General features: G+C 53.4%; 18 protein-coding genes. 17 read left to right on the plus strand and 1 reads right to left on the minus strand.

The window, feature by feature from the left end; genetic code table 11:
- The first annotated feature begins 27 nt into the window (after positions 1-27).
- The 6 genes from IDH41_RS07735 (at position 28) to IDH41_RS07760 (ending at position 4,426) form a co-directional block, all read left to right on the plus strand.
- Entirely contained in the window at positions 28-414 is a 387-nt protein-coding gene (locus IDH41_RS07735) for a GntR family transcriptional regulator (protein WP_190860134.1), read from the plus strand.
- A 13-nt stretch (positions 415-427) separates the two neighbouring features.
- The gene (locus IDH41_RS07740) at positions 428-1,339 is read left to right on the plus strand and encodes an ABC transporter ATP-binding protein (RefSeq protein ID WP_190859794.1); all 912 of its coding nucleotides are present in this window, start codon (positions 428-430) and stop codon (positions 1,337-1,339) included.
- 16 nt (positions 1,340-1,355) lie between these two features.
- On the plus strand, positions 1,356-2,258 hold the full coding sequence (locus IDH41_RS07745; RefSeq protein WP_190859795.1) for an ABC transporter ATP-binding protein: 903 nt from the start codon (positions 1,356-1,358) through the stop codon (positions 2,256-2,258).
- The gene (locus tag IDH41_RS07750) at positions 2,251-3,567 is read left to right on the plus strand and encodes an ABC transporter permease (protein WP_190859797.1); all 1,317 of its coding nucleotides are present in this window, start codon (positions 2,251-2,253) and stop codon (positions 3,565-3,567) included. Before IDH41_RS07745 ends, IDH41_RS07750 begins: the two co-directional genes overlap by 8 nt.
- A gap of 82 nt (positions 3,568-3,649) precedes the next feature.
- Positions 3,650-4,132: a small multi-drug export protein gene (locus tag IDH41_RS07755; RefSeq protein WP_190859799.1), complete on the plus strand. Its 483-nt coding sequence runs from the start codon at positions 3,650-3,652 to the stop codon at positions 4,130-4,132.
- Between the two features lie 102 nt (positions 4,133-4,234).
- A complete protein-coding gene (locus tag IDH41_RS07760) occupies positions 4,235-4,426 on the plus strand; it encodes a hypothetical protein (RefSeq protein ID WP_190859800.1) in 192 nt (63 codons plus the stop codon).
- Positions 4,427-5,017: 591 nt separating this feature from the next.
- Here IDH41_RS07760 and IDH41_RS07765 read toward each other — a convergent pair.
- The gene (locus IDH41_RS07765; RefSeq protein ID WP_223829536.1) at positions 5,018-5,884 is read right to left on the minus strand and encodes a helix-turn-helix transcriptional regulator; all 867 of its coding nucleotides are present in this window, start codon (positions 5,882-5,884) and stop codon (positions 5,018-5,020) included.
- Positions 5,885-6,010: 126 nt separating this feature from the next.
- On the opposite strand from IDH41_RS07765, the gene IDH41_RS07770 reads away from it, so the two are divergent.
- The 11 genes from IDH41_RS07770 to IDH41_RS07820 all read left to right on the plus strand — a co-directional run bounded on the left by IDH41_RS07770 (position 6,011) and on the right by IDH41_RS07820 (position 17,329).
- Entirely contained in the window at positions 6,011-7,897 is a 1,887-nt protein-coding gene (locus IDH41_RS07770) for a beta-L-arabinofuranosidase domain-containing protein (RefSeq protein WP_190859802.1), read from the plus strand.
- A 760-nt stretch (positions 7,898-8,657) separates the two neighbouring features.
- Complete coding sequence (locus IDH41_RS07775; RefSeq protein WP_223829537.1) at positions 8,658-9,698, plus strand: ABC transporter substrate-binding protein; 1,041 nt, start codon at positions 8,658-8,660, stop codon at positions 9,696-9,698.
- 81 nt (positions 9,699-9,779) lie between these two features.
- Positions 9,780-10,733, plus strand: coding sequence for a FecCD family ABC transporter permease (locus IDH41_RS07780; protein ID WP_317890700.1), 954 nt, complete (start codon positions 9,780-9,782; stop codon positions 10,731-10,733).
- Positions 10,726-11,811 (plus strand): FecCD family ABC transporter permease, encoded by a 1,086-nt coding sequence (locus tag IDH41_RS07785; RefSeq protein ID WP_317890701.1) that lies wholly within the window; start codon positions 10,726-10,728, stop codon positions 11,809-11,811. The genes IDH41_RS07780 and IDH41_RS07785 overlap by 8 nt, the downstream gene beginning before the upstream one ends.
- Positions 11,808-13,064 (plus strand): MFS transporter, encoded by a 1,257-nt coding sequence (locus tag IDH41_RS07790; protein ID WP_190859808.1) that lies wholly within the window; start codon positions 11,808-11,810, stop codon positions 13,062-13,064. The genes IDH41_RS07785 and IDH41_RS07790 overlap by 4 nt, the downstream gene beginning before the upstream one ends.
- A 262-nt stretch (positions 13,065-13,326) precedes the next feature.
- Positions 13,327-13,845, plus strand: coding sequence for a MogA/MoaB family molybdenum cofactor biosynthesis protein (locus IDH41_RS07795; RefSeq protein ID WP_317890709.1), 519 nt, complete (start codon positions 13,327-13,329; stop codon positions 13,843-13,845).
- 98 nt (positions 13,846-13,943) lie between these two features.
- The gene (gene rpsN, locus IDH41_RS07800) at positions 13,944-14,213 is read left to right on the plus strand and encodes a 30S ribosomal protein S14 (protein ID WP_317890702.1); all 270 of its coding nucleotides are present in this window, start codon (positions 13,944-13,946) and stop codon (positions 14,211-14,213) included.
- Between the two features lie 18 nt (positions 14,214-14,231).
- Entirely contained in the window at positions 14,232-14,564 is a 333-nt protein-coding gene (locus tag IDH41_RS07805; protein WP_190859814.1) for a DUF3024 domain-containing protein, read from the plus strand.
- 20 nt (positions 14,565-14,584) lie between these two features.
- The gene (locus tag IDH41_RS07810; RefSeq protein ID WP_190859816.1) at positions 14,585-15,391 is read left to right on the plus strand and encodes an AAA family ATPase; all 807 of its coding nucleotides are present in this window, start codon (positions 14,585-14,587) and stop codon (positions 15,389-15,391) included.
- Positions 15,392-15,511: 120 nt separating this feature from the next.
- On the plus strand, positions 15,512-16,711 hold the full coding sequence (locus IDH41_RS07815; protein WP_190859818.1) for a GTP-binding protein: 1,200 nt from the start codon (positions 15,512-15,514) through the stop codon (positions 16,709-16,711).
- Between the two features lie 114 nt (positions 16,712-16,825).
- Positions 16,826-17,329, plus strand: coding sequence for a hypothetical protein (locus tag IDH41_RS07820; RefSeq protein ID WP_190859820.1), 504 nt, complete (start codon positions 16,826-16,828; stop codon positions 17,327-17,329).
- Positions 17,330-17,333: the final 4 nt, after the last annotated feature.

The raw sequence follows: 17,333 nt of genomic DNA on the forward strand, positions 1-17,333 counted from the left end.
ATATGCGCAGGAAAGTAGGTGATCGCGATGCGGCTGCCGATTCAGCTTAATGAACAAAGCGCGGAACCGCTCTACCATCAAATCGAAGTGCAGCTGCGGGCCTTGATCGTAAGCGGTCAGCTCACCGAAGGGACGCTGCTGCCGTCGATCCGGGAGCTGGCCCAGCAGGTGAAATGCAGCGTCATAACGGTCAAGCGAGTTTATAGCGATCTGGAAACGGAAGGGCTGCTGCGGACACGGCAGGGCACGGGCACGTATGTCGCCCAGGTCGGCGAGAAGGAGAGGGACCGGCATCGGCTGGCCGCCGTGATCGAGGCGATGGAGCAGGCGGTTATCGCGGGCAAGCGGGTACAGTGCACGGAGGAAGAGATGGAGTCGATGTTCAAGGAAGCGTTAAGCAAACATTACGAATAAAGGCGGTGCAAGGATGGAGGAATACGCGATAGAGCTAAGCGGCGTCATGCAGAACCGGCCGAATTTCAAGCTTGGACCGCTCGATTTGCAAATCCCGAAGGGGTTCATTACGGCGATCGTCGGACCGAACGGCTGCGGCAAGAGCTCGACGTTCGGTCTTATGCTGGACCTGGACAAACCGGACGCAGGCAGCATCGAGGTGCTCGGCGAACCGCTTGCGCAAGGCATCCCGACGGAGCTGAAGAAACGAATCGGCTATTTGCCGGAGCAGCCCTCCTCGCACGAGGACGGCATGAAAGGGACGGAGAAGGCGGCGTTCCACCGGTTCTGGTATGACGGCTGGGACGTGAACCGGTACCGCGAGCTGCTTCGTATTTTGGAGGTCGACGATAACCAGGCGCTTGGCAAAATGTCGAAGGGGATGCGCCGCAAATTCGAATTCGCGGTGTCGCTTGCCCACGCTCCCGAGCTGCTCTTGCTCGACGAGCCGTCTTCGGGGCTTGATCCGCTCGCCTGGAAGACGATGATCGAAATTCTTCACCGGTATATGGACCGCGGCGACCGTACCATTCTGATGACGTCCCATATTATCGAAGAAGTGAAACGGCTTGCCGATTATATCGTATTTATGGCGCAGGGCCGCGTGCTCGGCGTGTACGAGAAGGATGAGCTGTTCGGCAGCTGGTTCACGCTGTTCGTCAGCGGAGAAGAGCTGAACGCGAAGAAGGCGGCGGGCATGCCGGGGCAATGCGGGGTGGAGCATGCGGGGGGAACGACGTACCGCATTACGACGAGCCGGGCCGCGGAAGCCGAGGAATGGGTCGCCGAAGAAGGATTGACGCTGGTCAGCCGGCAGGCGCTCGAGCTCGACGAAATCATGAGCGCGCTGCTGCTGCAGGACCGCTTAAGCAACCGATTAATTTAATGAAGGGAGCAGACAGATGAATCCGTTAAAGGTAGAGAACGTAGTCAAGCAGTACGCGGACAAAACGGCGGTAAACGGTATTAGCTTGGAGGTAAGCGAAGGAGAGATCTACGGCCTGCTCGGCGCGAACGGAGCGGGCAAGACGACGACGATGCGAATGGTGCTCGGCCTCATCTATCCGGACGAAGGGCGGATTCTGTATAACGGGAAGCCCTACAGCAACGAGCAGCTCAGCCTGCTCGGGTATTTGCCGGAGGAGAGAGGGCTCTATCCGAAGGTGAAGGTAAGCGACCAGATCATTTACTTGTCGCAGCTTAGGGGGATGTCGAGGGCGGATGCCGACCGCAACCTGAAGCATTGGCTCGAGAGGTTCGAGGTGCCGGAATATTACAACAAGAAGGTCGAAGAGCTGTCGAAGGGCAATCAGCAGAAGATCCAGTTCATCGCCGCGGTCAACCATAAGCCGCGCATCGTCGTCATGGACGAAGCGTTCAGCGGGCTTGACCCCGTCAACGTTGAGCTGCTCAAATCGACGGTGAAGGAGCTGCGCGACGCCGGATCGAGCATTCTGTTCTCGACGCACCGGATGGAGCATGTCGAGGAGCTGTGCCGGAACATTACGATTTTGCATCGGTCGAACACGGTGCTGAAGGGCAGCCTGAAGGAGATCAAGAAGCAATTCCCAAGGGAGCGCGTCATCCTCGGCACGGACAATGAGGTGAGCGGCCTTGAGAGGGTGGCCGGCGTAACCGGCGTTACGCGCACGGAGCACGGCTACGAGATTGCCGTCTCGTTCGAAGCGGCCGGCGCGGACATCCTGCGGCTGGCGATGGAGCAGGCGACCGTGAATCGTTTTGAAATCAAGGAACCGACGCTTAACGAAATCTTTATCCGAACGGTAGGTGATCGTCATGAATAATTTCTGGACGGTAGTAGGGTTTACGATCCGGAACAAGGTTAAGGGCAAAGCATTCACCATTACGACGTTGATTATCGCGCTCGTCATCAGCATCGGCATTAATCTTCCATATATCATCGAGCAATTCGACAAGGGCGACAAGGTCACGAACGTCGGCTACATCCAGTCGCAGAGCGAGGAAGCGGCCGGCGGCACGGCAACGGGCGACAGCTTGAAGGCTTATTATGAGCAGCAGGAGAACCCGAGCATCGTGATGGTGCCATTCGAGGACGAGGGCGATGCCGCGGCGAACGAGGCGCAGCTGAAGCAAGCGATCGACGAAGGCAGGATCAAAGGCTACCTGGAATTCGGAGAGATGTCGGACAGCGGCTTCCCGCAGATGACGTACAAATCCGAGAAGCTGATGGAATTCGGCATGACCGAATCGATGCAGGGGGCGCTCGTGCAGATTCGTCAAGCGAACGTGCTGCAGGATGCGGGCCTGACGGCCGAGCAAATGGCGCAGCTGAACGCGCCGATCGAGATCGGCACCGTCCAGATTTATACCGGCGATGGCTCGGGCAGCGGCAACGCGGGCAGGACGCCGGAGGAGCAAGGAGTCAACATGGGCGTCATCTACGTCATGATCATCTTCCTGTTCATGGCCATCATGACCTCCGGCAACATGATTGCCTCGGAAATAACGGCGGAGAAAAGCTCGCGCGTCATGGAAATTCTCATTACGAGCGTATCGCCGCTGAAGCAAATGTTCGGCAAAATATTCGGCATGTTCGTCGTCGTCATCGTGCAGGTCGCGTTCTACGTCGCCGTCATTCTGCTCAACGTGTCCATGCCGCATAACAAAGGCGCGCTCGGCAATCTCGACATCGACCTGTCGCTGATCGATCCGCTGCTGCTCGTCTACGCGCTGCTGTTCTTCCTGACGGGCTTCTTCCTGTTCGCGACGCTGTACGCGGCGATCGGTTCGATCGTCAGCCGGACGGAAGACCTGGGCCAGGCGGTCATGCCGCTGACGTTCGTCTCCCTGGCCGGCTTCTACATCGCGATCTTCAGCATCAGCGCGCCGGACAGCATGCTCGTGAAGGTAACGTCGTACATTCCCGTCTTCTCGCCGTTCGTCATGCTGCTTCGCCTCGGGCTGACGGACGTGCCGATGTGGCAGACGCTGCTCTCCTTCGGCATCCTGCTCGTCTCGATCTACGGGGCCGTGTACGTCTCGGCCAAGATCTACCGCACGGGCGTGCTCATGTACGGCAAGCGTCCGAGCTGGAAGGAGATTCGGAAGGCGATGAAGGCTTACAAGATTTAAGCCTAAAAAAGATTGTGGGTAATACGTACTGTTATCACACAATGGTACTAATCGTTACAACTTAGAAAAGGATGATGAAAAGTTGGAACAATTTTTGCAACAGTTGCAAGATTCAAATCCGATATTACAATTCATTGGGGTTATGATTGTAGGAATGATCCCATTTTTGGAAGGATACTTTGCAGTACCTGTAGGGATTGCGCTCGGGTTCCCTGCAGTGATGACGATCGTAGCAGCAATCGTCGGAAACTGGATTTCGGTTATGGTTGTTATCCTAGCTAGTGATCGCGTCAAGCAGTGGCTGCAAAGAAGAAAACCGTCTGAACGTAAACAAGAAAAGCACAATAAACGTCTAGAACGTGGGCAGAAGCTATTCCATAAGTACGGTGTTCCCGGAGTATCGCTTCTAGGTCCTTTGTTGATCGGAGACCATATCGCGGCTTTAGTATGTATCGCATCGGGCGCATCGAAACGATATGTGATGATTTGGCAAACGATTGCCATAGTCGTATGGGCTGTCGGAATGGGAATACTGGTGTTGTTAGGAATTAATGTTGTAAAGTAATGGCAAGGAACAGAAGAGAACCCTTGATTCATTGCTAGCATGAATGTATCGAGGGTTCTCTTCTTTAATACAACTTCACGATCATACTGGAGATCGAGTGCGATGAGCGAAGATAACCCGTCCGGCAACAAGCACAATCGGAACAAAAAGTTTGCTTCAGGTATGGCAATGGGCATAGCCATCGGCGTCGCTCTAGGAGTGGCACTAGATAATATCGCGATCGGCATAGCCATTGGAGCCGGATTGGGAGCGGCCTTCAGCGCAACCGCTTCGAAGCCGCCGAAAAGCAAATAGTTGGAAGAGGAAGAAAGGATAGTTTGCCGATGCAGAGAATCAAGATGATGGATAAGCTATTTTTGAGCGAGCTTTTTATTAAGGATAAAATTGACGATTACAAGTAAGCTATCTGGGAACATTAGTAATTAAATGGACTAAGATGAAGCTGCCGATGCTGATCGGCAGCTTCATTACGTTATGGACAGGAGTGCTCAATACAAGGGATTTGAATTCTCTTCATCCTGATCTTACACAGTAGGGTAGAACAGCGCAGCTACGGAGTGAAATGAAAACGGATCCTGATCGCGAAGGGCTTTCGCCTGAGGTTTACAGCGACGCGAGCTTTTGCAGCCAGTGTGAGACGGTATAGCGGCAGCATGGCGCAATGGGATCCAAGCACGGCTTAATCCGCTTTCTCTTCATGATTCACCGTATAAATGGGCGCTAAGTGTAATGACGGACATTAGGGATTTTGATGCTTTAGATAAATATGCTGACTAAGGAACCTTGTGCCCAACAAGGTTCTTTTCAATTGCAAAAAGGGATCGCAACATTGATCAATAGCCCGTCTGAGCGTTTTGACGGACAGCCATAGGACAGGTATTCCATTTATCGATACAAATGATTCATATAGGACGAAGGCGGCTCACCCAATATTTTTTTAAATACTCTTGTAAAATAAAAGGGGTTCTGAAACCCAAGTTGATCGCTAATCTCAGACACATTTAACGAAGTGGTACGCATAAGGTGCAAGGCTTTATTGATTCTTAGCCGCGTGTGAGCTTCGATAACGGTTTGTCCGGTTTGTTTCGCGAAGGTAGCAGAAATATAGCTGTAATTTAAGCTCATGTGTTCGCTTAACTGCTTGGAATTGAAGTCCTCCTCTGCATGTGAGTTCAAATACTCCAAGATTCGACTGACATGAGCATCCGCTTTATTGTTTGCATGTTCCCGGCTTTCGGCTTTCTGATGCAGGTTCAAGAACAGCTGGTAGGCTTGCACGGAGATTTCCGTCATCCGGTGCGTTCTTTTCTTGCGGTAGCTCTCAATCATGGATTTGAGTGCGTCTTCGGTAGAATGGTTAAGCGCTGCCGCACCGAATTTAGGCAATTGAAGCACATATTGATAATGGCTGGAGAAATAGTTTTCCAGCTCCGGTACAACGGACAAGTGTTTATACTCGATTCGCTCGTCGATGGGCGAGGTAAAGTGAATCCAATACCAAGCCGTTCCGAGAAGCGTCTCGGGTTTTCCCCAATGATGTAAGCCTTTCTTCAAAAAAAGGTGTTCATTCTCCCCTACAACATATTCGATCCCCTCCTCTATGACCTGCATGCTCCCTTCGACGACGAATAAAAAGACATCGTATTCAAGCAGCCGGTCAGGGTGAGTATACAAGCCTTCGGTTCGGTTTCTGCCAATATCGCGGACTAGCGGAAATCTGTCAGCAGTAAGGAAAATATTTCTGTCCACCATTCGATTCGCACCATCCTGAAGATATCTAAAAAAAGTATAGGTATTTAAAATAATATGCATTCAATCGTACGATATAAGTAAATACAATGATCAGTATACACCACAAAAAAGGAGAGGTATACGGGCATGATTTACAGACTTCAAGAATATGTGAACGGTCGGACTCAACTGGCTGAGGGGCCATTAAAGGCACGTTTCAAACTCAACATACAATATGTTATGAGCTTAACCAATCAGAATCTGCTTCGAAACTTCTATTTGGAAGCAGGACTGTGGAGCTACAGCGGAAATGGAGGGACGACAAGCGCGTCGACAACGAACAAAGACGGTCCGGAGCATTGGCATTGGGGTTGGGAATCCCCGACATGCGAACTGCGGGGCCACATCATGGGACATTGGTTGTCTGCGGCAGCACGCATCTATGCCCAGACCAAGGATCCTATGGTCAAAGCCAAGGCGGACACGATCGTTCAAGAGCTGGCCCGCTGCCAGGAAGCGAACGGGGGGGAGTGGCTGGCGGCGTTCCCCGCTTCCTATATGCATCGGATTGTGGAAGGCAAATGGGTGTGGGCGCCGCATTATACAGTCCACAAGATATTGATGGGCCTCTACGAAATGTATAAGGTCGCCGGAAATGAGCAGGCTTTGGAAATAATGATCAAGATGGCGTCCTGGTTTTACCGTTGGATGGGGCAGCTAACCCGCGATCAATTGGATGAGCTGCTCGATATGGAAACCGGCGGGATGCTGGAAGTATGGGCTGACCTTTACGGATTGACAAAGGCAGAGGAGCATCGGGAGCTGATTTACCGGTATGACCGGCGGCGCTTCTTCGATGCGCTTCTTGATGGGAAAGACGTGCTTACGAACAAGCATGCCAACACGCAAATTCCGGAAATCTTAGGTGCCGCGCGGGCTTGGGAAGTAACCGGAGACGAGAGGTTTCGCCGGATTGTGCTGGCGTTCTGGCAATGCGCGGTTACGGATCGCGGTTACGTATCCACTGGGGCGGGGGACGACGCTGAGCTTTGGATGCCTCCCGGTCATATGGCAGAGCGGATGGGTGTCGGCCAAGAGCATTGCTGCAACTATAACATGATGCGGCTCGCCCAAGTGCTGCTTCGCTGGACAGGCAATCCTGTTTATGCGGACTATTGGGAGCGCAGATTTATAAACGGTGTACTTGCACATCAGCATGGCGAAACCGGCATGATTTCTTATTTCTTGGGAGTTGGGGCAGGAAGCAAGAAAAATTGGGGGTCTCCCACGCAGCACTTCTGGTGCTGCCACGGCACTTTGATCCAAGCTAATGCTGCTTACGAAACCGAGATCTTTATGAGGGACGAGGAGGGGTTCGTTGTCAATCAATGGATCCCTTCCAAGCTGGAAACCGAATGGAACGGTACCCGAATCGGTTTCAGCCTGACGCAAAACGGGCAAAGCGGGCTTTATCCGCTGAACGGCTGGTCGGTCAAGGGGATGACAGCGATCACCCGAGTAGACATTCCTTCCATTCCGGTACATCGTCCTGACCGTTTCGTGTATGACTTAACCGTTACCTGCGAGCAGCCATCGGACTTCACAATCAGTATCAGGCTGCCGTGGTGGCTGGCCGGAGAGCCTGTCATTCAAGTAAACGGCATCCCGTATGCAGGAAGCTTCAAGCCGTCATCATACTGTAAAATCAGCGGCAGGTGGAACAGCGGAGATACAATTCAAGTGGCATTTCCTAAACGGCTTATTGCTGAACCGCTGCCTGGACAGGCCGGTACCATCGCTTTTCTGGACGGTCCCATTGTATTGGCAGGACTTACATCCGAAGAAAGACGGCTGTCCGGCAATCCCGAAGCTCCGGAATCCATGCTGATCCCGGACAGGGAGCGCAATCACAGCTGGTGGAACCCGGGATATTACCGTACGAAGGACCAGGAGCGGGGAATCCGGTTCATTCCTTTGTATGAAGTGAAAGACGAGGCTTATTCCGTTTATTTCCCGATAGAAAAGAGGTTATAAGAATGGACCGCGTGAGAATGGCGTACTGATCGACACGAACGCGCTGAGCGAAGTAACGAGGTTGATTCCTCGATCGTACATCTAAACCATCAAAATTAAATTAAAACTTCTCGGTTGTTGCCCAGACAATAGTCTTAGATGAGAATAATCCTGTAAAATCCCTCTTGCGCCGTTAAACGTAGTAACATTTTTCAATCGCGCAAGGGGGATTTTTCTGTTACAAAGAAGATTCACTCGCTCTCAGAGGAGAATGGCAAGAAATATCAAGCATTCTTAGCTGAGAATGCGGAGTGGACGGAAGCGGCAGGTTTTCCTTATGCGGGTACCTGCTTGTTTACTCCTACACGCCAAGGTTCGGGATCGTAATGGCTTTCAAAGATTACACGGCAATGTCTCCTGTCCCAGGATGACATTATCTCAGAACGTTTGTGGTATGACAATATCACGGAACAACAACAGCAGTAAATCTAATTGTTGACAAGTTAAACAGTAGGTATTACGATTATTAATCGTAATGATTACAAAGAAATCCGAATACGTTGAAATGAGTCATAAGTCTGCTGCAGCTTCTGCCGTATGTCGCCGTCTATTACATGGTGTAGGAATTTCTGACACACATAGACAAAGATTGTCCAGTATGGACAACGGCAAAATTCTTTACTGGGGTATTGCCGCGTTTGTTGCGCTGTTAGCGGCGCTTATCGCGATGTACATAGGAGTAAATTGGAACAAAATTTATAAGAGAGGGAGATTGTTAATGATGCTGAGAAGAAAATCGATTTGGTTGGTTATGTTGATTGCGGCTTTGCTGCTGCTTGCCGCTTGCGGCAGCAGTGGCGGCACAGGGGATGATTTGACAGGAGCCGCTTCGTCTGCACCCGAGGAGAGTGCGGCGCCGGAGACCGGGACGGAGCAGACGTTCCAGCCGACAACGGTCACGGATGACACAGGCGCAACGATCGCGATCGACAAGCCGGTGGAGAAGGTTGCCTGCATCGTGTCGCTGTGCGTGGACGTACTGGCGGAGCTCGGGATGGAGCCGTCGGCGTTAGCGGAGAGCGGCGTTCGCGTCATCGCAAGCTCGCCGGAGTTCTATGGGAGCAAGGGCGAGACGTTCCCTTCCATCGGAGGGAGCTTCTTCGAGCCGAGCCTGGAAGATCTGGTGACCTCCGCTCCTGATCTCGTCATTGGTCTGAAAGGCGCGCACGATACGTTGCGCGAGGGGCTTGGCGGAGTCGCTCCGCTGTTCCTTGCCAGTCCGAGCCATTATAACGATTCTCTCCGGTTTTTGGAGACGATCGGCCAGCTCACCGGGAAGACAGAGGAAGCGGCCGCAGCGAAGGCGCGTTTCCTGGACAAGCTGAAGGCGGCAGGCGAGAAGGCGCCAAAAGACAAAAAGGCGCTCATCATCTTCGGGTCGGATGTCAATTTCTCCGTTGTGACGGCAACTGGGCTTGGCGGCACGATTATGAAAGAAATTTCCGATTATCCTTGGAAGGTGGAGAAGCCGGAGGACGATCCGTACGGGGAAGGCAGCGTTCCATATTCGCTTGAGAAGCTGCTTGTGGAAGATCCAGACGTTATTTTTGTAGAAAGCTACTCGTATGCCCCGGATACTAAGCCAGTGTCGGAACAGCTTGCGGAATCGCCGCTCTGGAGCAAGCTGAAGGCGGTTCAGAACGGCCAAGTTCACGAAGTGCGCTCTCCGATCTGGGGGGACGGAAGAGGAACGCGTTCGCTCGGCGTTATGCTGGATGAATCGTTGGCGATCCTGTATCCGGATCTGTTCCCGAGGTCCTAATGGGACATGCCTAACCGACTTTGGTCCAATAAGACCGGAAGAAAAGCTACTCTTCCGGTCTTCCTATTGTTGTGCGTGCTTGTGAGTGTGTTCGCTGTCAGCTTGAAGCATGGTACACCTGCACTAGAATGGAAGACGCTTCTGAGCATACTGTTCACGGATGGCGGGGAGGAGCTGGAGCGAACCATTGTACGTGAAATACGGCTGCCGCGTGTTCTGCTCGGTCTTCTAGTCGGGGCTCTGCTTGGAGCGTCCGGCACACTGATGCAAGGTGCATTAAACAATCGTCTGGCGGGACCGGAGCTGCTCGGCATATCGGCGGGCGCATCGTTTGCCGTCGCCGCCATTACCGTGTTGCATCTGTCGGTTCCGTTCCAACTGCAGCCCTTGCTCGCGCTTGCCGGCGGTCTTGCGGGAGGGGCTGCCGTTGTATTGGCGGCCAAGGGGAGTAAAGGGACGACCGGCATGCTGCTGATCGGAATGTCCGTGTCCGCCATGCTGAACGGCCTGCTTATTGTGCTTATTGCGATGGGAACCAGCAACGACGTCAATCTGCTCTATACCTACCTGCTAGGCTCGCTGGCGAACCGCAGCTGGGAGCATGTGGGGCGGATATTGCCCTGGTTTGTTGTCATGCTGCCGGTCTCGCTGCTGCTTGCACGCTCGGTCAACTTGCTGCAGCTCGGCGACGAAACGGCATCCGGGTTAGGTCTCAAGGTGGACCGCTCCCGGATTATTCTGCTTGTCGCAAGCGCGCTATTGGTCGCGATTACGGTAGCGCAGTGCGGACCGATCGGCTATATCTCACTGCTTGCTCCCCATCTGACGCGCGCTGCGCTGCGCTCTCAGGACGCTCGGCTTGTGGTGCCCGTCTCCGCTCTCTGCGGCGCGGCGCTGCTCACTGCCGCCGACGGAATCGCGCGGCTGCTTCTGGCGCCGATGGAAATTCCGGTAGGCGTATGGACAACGCTGATCGGCGGTTCCATATTCCTGCTGTATTTGCTAGGGAGGAAAGGAGGCCGTGTTCGTGGCTGACCGTTCGAATGGAGTCGAAGGGATTGAGCGGTTTGCGGCTCGAAGAAGATTCGCAGGGATCATTGCGCTCCTGCTGGCCGCCCTTGCCGTAATTGTTGTCCTGCATATCGCGTTCGGCCGTACGATGCTGTCGATGGAAGAGGTGGTGAAATCACTCTTCAATGTGACGGATAACAAGGGACATCGCCACATCGTCTGGAACTTACGGCTGCCGAGAGTTCTGGTTGCCATCGCCGCAGGAGCAATGCTTGGTCTGGCGGGCGCCATTCTGCAGACGGTTATGCGCAATCCGTTGATCGAGCCCGGCCTGGTCGGCGTCTCCGCAGGCGCTGTGCTGTCGGTTGTGCTGGCGATGCATTATTGGCCGCAAGCCTTGCTTGCAAATGGAGGGATATCCTGGATCGCCTTGCTAGGGGGCATCGTTGCGGTTGTGATGATTTATTGGCTTAACGGACAACGGGGGAACAGCGCATCCAGACTTGCGCTGACTGGTGTTGTGGCGACATCGATTCTGCAGTCAGCCACCTCGTTGCTGCTGCTTCGCAAGCAGGAGGGACTCTCTTCTATTCTGCTGTGGAATTTCGGGTCATTAAATGGAAGAGTGTGGGATCACTGGAACCATTTATGGCCATGGGGGTTGTCGCTGCTTCTTCTGTCGATGCTGCTTGCGCGCCGGGCGTCTCTGCTTCGCCTTGGAGAAGAGACGGCCGCCGGACTCGGTTTGTCAGTGAACCGCACGAAGCTGCTGCTTCTGCTTGTGGCAGCGGCGCTTACGGCGGCGTCGGTCTCGGTTGTCGGAGCGATCGGCTTTGTCGGTCTGATCGGACCGCATATTGCGAGTCAGCTTGTCGGGAAAAATCCGCTGCTCATGTTTCCTGCAAGCGCGTTGCTGTCGGCCGTGCTCCTGACGGCGGCCGACTGGGCAGGACAAAGCGTTACGCTTACGCTAACTTTGCCTGGTATGCAGCATCATATGTCCAACTTGCCGGTAGGTGCGGTAACGACGCTGCTCGGCGCGCCGTTTTTCCTTTATTTGCTGCGCAAATCATTGGTGAGGAAAGGAGGCGGCTCCATATGAAAAGGGTAGTGGACATGTCGTTGTGGAGCCTTCAAGGCTTCGGGAAGTATTACCTTTTTAACTTGCTGAGCTACTTTGGCTCGGGCATCTCGATTGTGGCGCTGCCTCTCTACATTTACGAGCAGACCGAGTCGCCTTTGATTACATCGCTCGTGTCCGCAAGTGCCAGCTTGCCGTATTTGTTATTCGGATTGTTCGCCGGAGCATTCGCGGACAGAGGCAATCGGAAGCGGATTATGATCGGATGCGATATGTGCTGCGCCATTCTGCTTGCTACTGTACCTGCTGCCGCCATGCTGAATGGCCATGCATCGCCCTGGCATCTTCTTGCGGTATCGTTCCTTACGGCAGTTGCTTTCGTCGGATTTGACTCCTCCAGTCATGGCGCGCTGCTGCAATTGGTCGGGAGAGAGAAGCTCGTTGCGGCTAACAGTCTGCTTATCTCCTCGGATACGGTTATAAGGATTGCCGGCCCCGTCATTGCAGGGTTCATCATTGCGGCCTGGGGGGCGGAATGGGCGATTGCCGTAACCGCTGTTTGCTATTTGTTGTCCGGCTTGCTGATCGGGTCGATCAGGCAGTCGTTTCAGACGGAGCGAACACAAAACGATGGCGAAGCCGGTTCAAGTCTGTTTCGCAGGCTGCGCGCCGATATCGGCGAAGGCTTGAGCTACATCTGGTCGGAGCCGCTTATTCGCAGCCTGACGCTGCTGGGCTTCGGCAACGGTTTTGTCGGAGGCGCGGTCGGCGGACTAATTGTGGTGTTCGGCGCGCAAGCGCTTGGTTTTGCCGACGATGCGCCGCAGCTTGGCATACTGTATACGTTCGGCTCCATCGGGGCGTTGCTGGCCAGCTTGGTCTTGCCGCCGCTCCGCGCCATATTTCTGCCGGGCCGCATTACGATTGCGGGGTTGGCGGCAGGAGGCATGTCGCTGCTAGGCTTTGCCATGAGCGGAGGAGTTGCAACAGCCTCGCTGTTTTACTTGCTGTGGAGCGCGGCCAGTACATTGATTATTATTAACGGAATTACTTTGCGCCAGCAGCTGACGCCCGATCATCTTCAAGGGCGTGTGCATGCCAGCGGCCGCATGATTGCATACGGCGGTTCGCCGTTCGGCTCTCTGCTAGGCGGAGTGGCCGCGTCGGGAATAGGCGTGCAGCCGACGTATGCGGTTACGGCGTTTGTTCTCATCGTGTTATTTGCCGTCTCGCTTCGCACTCCGTTGCGAGGCTACATGATGAAAGCCGAATAGCTGTCGCAGCCGCTATAGTGCGTCTTCAATAGGGGAATAGTGAGGAGCTTATGACGGAAAAGAAGCGGAAGAAAGGAATAGTCCGGTTGCTAGGCTTCTTCAATCGTAATGCAAACGGCAAAATAAAAAAGATGTTAGAGCATGAACGTCGAACAAATCGAAAAGTTTATCGCGCATAACTGCCGGACTTCATCAATACGGTCGTCATGGTGCTCGTGATGACGTTTGTCATCACCTCTTACCGGAGATGATTATTGTGCGCATAATCGATGTGAGAACCGTGCTTGATTTTCGCGTGCCCGTGAGTTGCAGGATTATTACCGTATCGGACACTCGGACTTCGGAGTCGGACAAGAGCGGCGGGCTGCTGCGCGAACTGCTTGAAGCGTCGGGGTATGCGATAGGCGCATACCAAATCGTTCGGGATGGGTATTCGGATATTCAGTCGGCTATCCGGAGCGGGGTTGCGAACCAGGCCGTGGAAGCCATTCTGCTTAATGGAGGCACGGGCATCGCTTCCCGGGATACGACCTACGAAGCGGTAAGGGATTTGCTCGATAAGGAAATGCAGGGGTTCGGAGAGCTGTTCCGTTATTTGAGTTATGCGGAGGATATCGGAACGGCGGCGATATTGAGCAGAGCCATCGCAGGCGTGTGCGGGGGAAAGGCCGTTTTCTCCATGCCCGGCTCCACGGGTGCCGTTCGGCTCGCGACGAGCCGGATTATCGTGCCGGAACTGCGCCATGTGATGAGAGAAATTTATAAAGACCGCCAGTGCTAATTTGAGATTTGGATGCAATCAACGGTCAGGGGTTGCATTCTCTGTGAATTTCATTATAATTATTCGTAATCATTACTATTAACAAGGAGATGAAGATCGTGGCCAAAAAATCGAAAGTCGTAAAAGAGCAAAAAAGAAGGGAGAAAGTAGCCCGCTACGCAGAAATTCGAAAACAATTGAAGGAGAACAAGGATTATGAAGGTCTTAGCAAGCTGCCTAGAGATGCATCGCCGACGCGGCTCCACAATCGCTGCCAGGTGACAGGAAGACCGCATGGCTATTTGAGCAAATTCAAAGTATCGCGCATCGTGTTCCGGGAGCTCGCTTACAAAGGCCAAATCCCGGGGATTAAGAAATCCAGCTGGTAAGACGTCGGGGGAGAAATGATGGATTCGTTCACGATCAAGCGTCTTGAGAAAATATTGGACGGCTACATTGATTTGAAGGTACCGGGAAATGTACGTTCTTCCGTCCGGTTAGCTTACGAATGGAACGACGACACCTTGACCTTGTGCGAAAGAAGACCTGACCTGCCGAAGCGAGATTGGATTCGGGCGGACATCGCGCAATTTCGCAGGGAAGCCGGCGACTGGCGCGTGTATGCCGGCAAGAAGGACGGGAGCTTTGTTCCCGTTCCCTCCATACCGCCCCATCCCGATTTCGAGAAGCAGCTCGAGCAGGTGGAGCAGGACAGCGAAGGACTGTTCTGGATATCGTGACAACAAGGGAGTTTGGCAAGATGAGCAAAAACGGTTCGAATACTCGCCTTCCGCGGGCTAAAGGAATCGATATGGCCGCCTATTACGCGGCAAAAGAATGTACTAGAAAAGTAAAACGAATGGTATTGCCTCCTAGGAATCGACAAATTGTCGAGGAGTTTATTGCTATTCTTGGCATGAAGGAGAAGTTCGAGCGGCATGACGTACCTATTCCGAATAAAGTGGTCATGTTCGGACCGCCGGGTACAGGCAAGACGCTGACCGCCTTTTATATGGCTTCCAGGCTGGAGCTTCCGCTTATTCTGGTCCGGCTCGACGCCATTATTCACAGTCATCTCGGCGAAACGGCCAGCAACGTCCGCAAAATATTCGAATACGCTAAGGCTTCGCCATGCGTTCTGTTTCTGGATGAATTCGACGCCATTGCCCGGACAAGAGAGAATAACGACGAAGTGAAGGAAATGGCGAGAGTAGTCAATACCTTGCTGCAGTGCTTGGATGAATTCGAAGGCGACAGCATCTTTATGGCCGCGACCAATCTTGAAGCGGAACTGGACAATGCCATTTGGCGCCGCTTCGATACGAAGATGACGTACAGCCTGCCGGACCAAGCGAGGAGAGAACAATATATTTCCTTAATGCTGGGCGATTTCGAACATGAGGACGGCGTGCGAGAGCAAGCCTCGGCGCGGCTGACCGGCTGCAGCTACGCGGACATGGAGCAAATCATTCTCAAAGCCAAGAGGAAAGCCATTATCGAGGATAGCCTGCTTCGAGAACAGCATATCGACGAAGCGATGGCCGAATATCAGCCCAAGATCGGATAAGTCTTGGTTTGTTATTGCTGTTGCTTTTGGATGATAACCGACCAATAATCGTAATAATTACGTATAAACGTTCTTGTAATTGGCGATTCCTGCATAAGGGTGACAAGGAGGCAACAGAATATGGATAACAAGAAGGTTGACGACATAATCCCGGTGACGGTGTTAAGCGGCTATCTCGGCGCGGGCAAAACAACGATATTGAATCACGTGCTGAACAATCGCGACGGGCTGAGAGTGGCGGTCATCGTCTACGATCTTAGCGAAGTCAATATCGATGCTGAACTGGTGCGCGAGGGAGGAGGACTCAGCCGAACGGAAGAGAAGCTGGTCGAAATGTCGAACGGCTGCATCTGCTGCACGCTTCGCGACGATTTGCTGCAAGAGGTAGAAAAGCTGGCGAAGGAAGGCCGTTTCGATTACATATTAATCGAATCAACGGGAATTGGCGAACCGCTGCCCGTGGCTCAAACCTTCACCTATGTGGACGAGGATCAGAATATCGACCTATCCAAGCTGACCCGTCTTGACTGCATGGTCACGGTCGTGGATGCCTATCATTTCTGGCAGGATTTCAATTCTCCGGAATCGCTGCAGCAACGCAATCAGGAAGCGGGAGAAGGCGATACGAGGCATGTCGTGCATCTGCTAACCGATCAAGTGGAGTTCTGCGACGTGCTGATTATAAACAAATGCGACATGGTAAGAGAAGAAGAGCTGGAGAAGCTGGAGACCGCCTTGAGAGGACTTCAGCCAAGGGCGCGGATCATTAGGGCCAGCCATGGCAACGTCGATCCGAAGCGGATATTGAATACGGGGCTCTTCGACTTCGATGCGGCCAGCCAGTCCGCAGGCTGGATCCGGGAGCTTCAGAAGGAGCATCATACACCCGAGACAGAGGAATATGGAATATCTTCCTTCGTCTACACGCGCAAGGTCCCATTCCATCCGGAACGTCTGCTCAAGTGGATGGCGAAATGGCCGAAGGCGGTTGTCCGCTCCAAAGGGATATTGTGGCTTGCAACGCGCAACAACACGGCGATCTCGTTCAGTCAGGCAGGCGTATCTCGTCAGCTTGCGCCGGCGGGTCTGTGGGTGGCGTCTCTGTCGGAGGAAGAGAGACGTGCTTATTTCGGGACTGATTATCCGAAGTCGCCCGATTGGGACGATAAGTGGGGCGATCGGGTCACCAAGCTGGTTTTTATCGGCATGGATCTGAATAAGGAGGCCATCATCGGTTCGCTGGACGGAGCCTTGCTGACCGACGAAGAAATGCTGGGAAGTTGGCGCGAGCTTGCGGATCCGCTGCCAGCGTTCTACTAATATAAGAAAGTATAAGTTTTGACTATGCGGAGCTTATATTTCTCGGAATGAAACGCGCCCCGCCTCCAAAGGACGGCGTAGCCGTTTCACCTTGGCCAGAAGGAGAGTGGCGTCATGGCCTATATCTGTCAGAGCTCGGGCGAGGCGGAGACGGAGGTTGTCATCAGCGAGCATAACGAACGGCGCTGGCGGCGCAGAGAAGAGGAGCTCATTCGTTGGTCCGCTGCCGCCAAACCGAGGAGAAGACCCAAGCAGACGGCCTATTTCGGCGGAGCCGAAATCGATGCGGAGCTGCTAGCCGCGCTTTCGTTGTTCAAGCGCATGGGAATCGACACGGAATTCTCTTGCGCAGGCGTCAGCCTGCTCGACGAGCCGGAGGATCATTCGTTGTATGCCTATATCACTTTTCCCGCGACGGATAAGACGGAAGCTTTTGTTCGCCTGGCCCAGAATCGAATGAAGCACCGGCTGCTGGTCACGTTCGAGCCCGGCCGCAACCGTTTCGATCTCTCTTCCTTCTATATCGGGCATAACCGATCTTATTGCTTGTTGATCGAGCGTTGTGCTAAGCAAATGATGGAGCAGCTTGAAAGGAATGCTGCCCGGATATTGGAATAAAGGC

This window comes from Paenibacillus arenilitoris, from assembly GCF_014705655.1.
Lineage (GTDB): Bacteria > Bacillota > Bacilli > Paenibacillales > Paenibacillaceae > Pristimantibacillus > Pristimantibacillus arenilitoris.

Bases quoted from the DNA above. Each gene is read 5' to 3' on its own strand.
- IDH41_RS07820 (WP_190859820.1), top strand. From the start codon at position 16,826: ATGGCCTATATCTGTCAGAGCTCGGGCGAGGCGGAGACGGAGGTTGTC.
- IDH41_RS07815 (WP_190859818.1), top strand. From the start codon at position 15,512: ATGGATAACAAGAAGGTTGACGACATAATCCCGGTGACGGTGTTAAGC.
- IDH41_RS07750 (WP_190859797.1), top strand. From the start codon at position 2,251: ATGAATAATTTCTGGACGGTAGTAGGGTTTACGATCCGGAACAAGGTT.
- IDH41_RS07740 (WP_190859794.1), top strand. From the start codon at position 428: ATGGAGGAATACGCGATAGAGCTAAGCGGCGTCATGCAGAACCGGCCG.
- IDH41_RS07770 (WP_190859802.1), top strand. From the start codon at position 6,011: ATGATTTACAGACTTCAAGAATATGTGAACGGTCGGACTCAACTGGCT.
- IDH41_RS07760 (WP_190859800.1), top strand. From the start codon at position 4,235: ATGAGCGAAGATAACCCGTCCGGCAACAAGCACAATCGGAACAAAAAG.
- IDH41_RS07735 (WP_190860134.1), top strand. From the start codon at position 28: ATGCGGCTGCCGATTCAGCTTAATGAACAAAGCGCGGAACCGCTCTAC.
- IDH41_RS07805 (WP_190859814.1), top strand. From the start codon at position 14,232: ATGGATTCGTTCACGATCAAGCGTCTTGAGAAAATATTGGACGGCTAC.
- IDH41_RS07775 (WP_223829537.1), top strand. From the start codon at position 8,658: ATGCTGAGAAGAAAATCGATTTGGTTGGTTATGTTGATTGCGGCTTTG.
- IDH41_RS07745 (WP_190859795.1), top strand. From the start codon at position 1,356: ATGAATCCGTTAAAGGTAGAGAACGTAGTCAAGCAGTACGCGGACAAA.
- IDH41_RS07790 (WP_190859808.1), top strand. From the start codon at position 11,808: ATGAAAAGGGTAGTGGACATGTCGTTGTGGAGCCTTCAAGGCTTCGGG.
- IDH41_RS07810 (WP_190859816.1), top strand. From the start codon at position 14,585: ATGAGCAAAAACGGTTCGAATACTCGCCTTCCGCGGGCTAAAGGAATC.
- IDH41_RS07765 (WP_223829536.1), bottom strand. From the start codon at position 5,884: ATGGTGGACAGAAATATTTTCCTTACTGCTGACAGATTTCCGCTAGTC.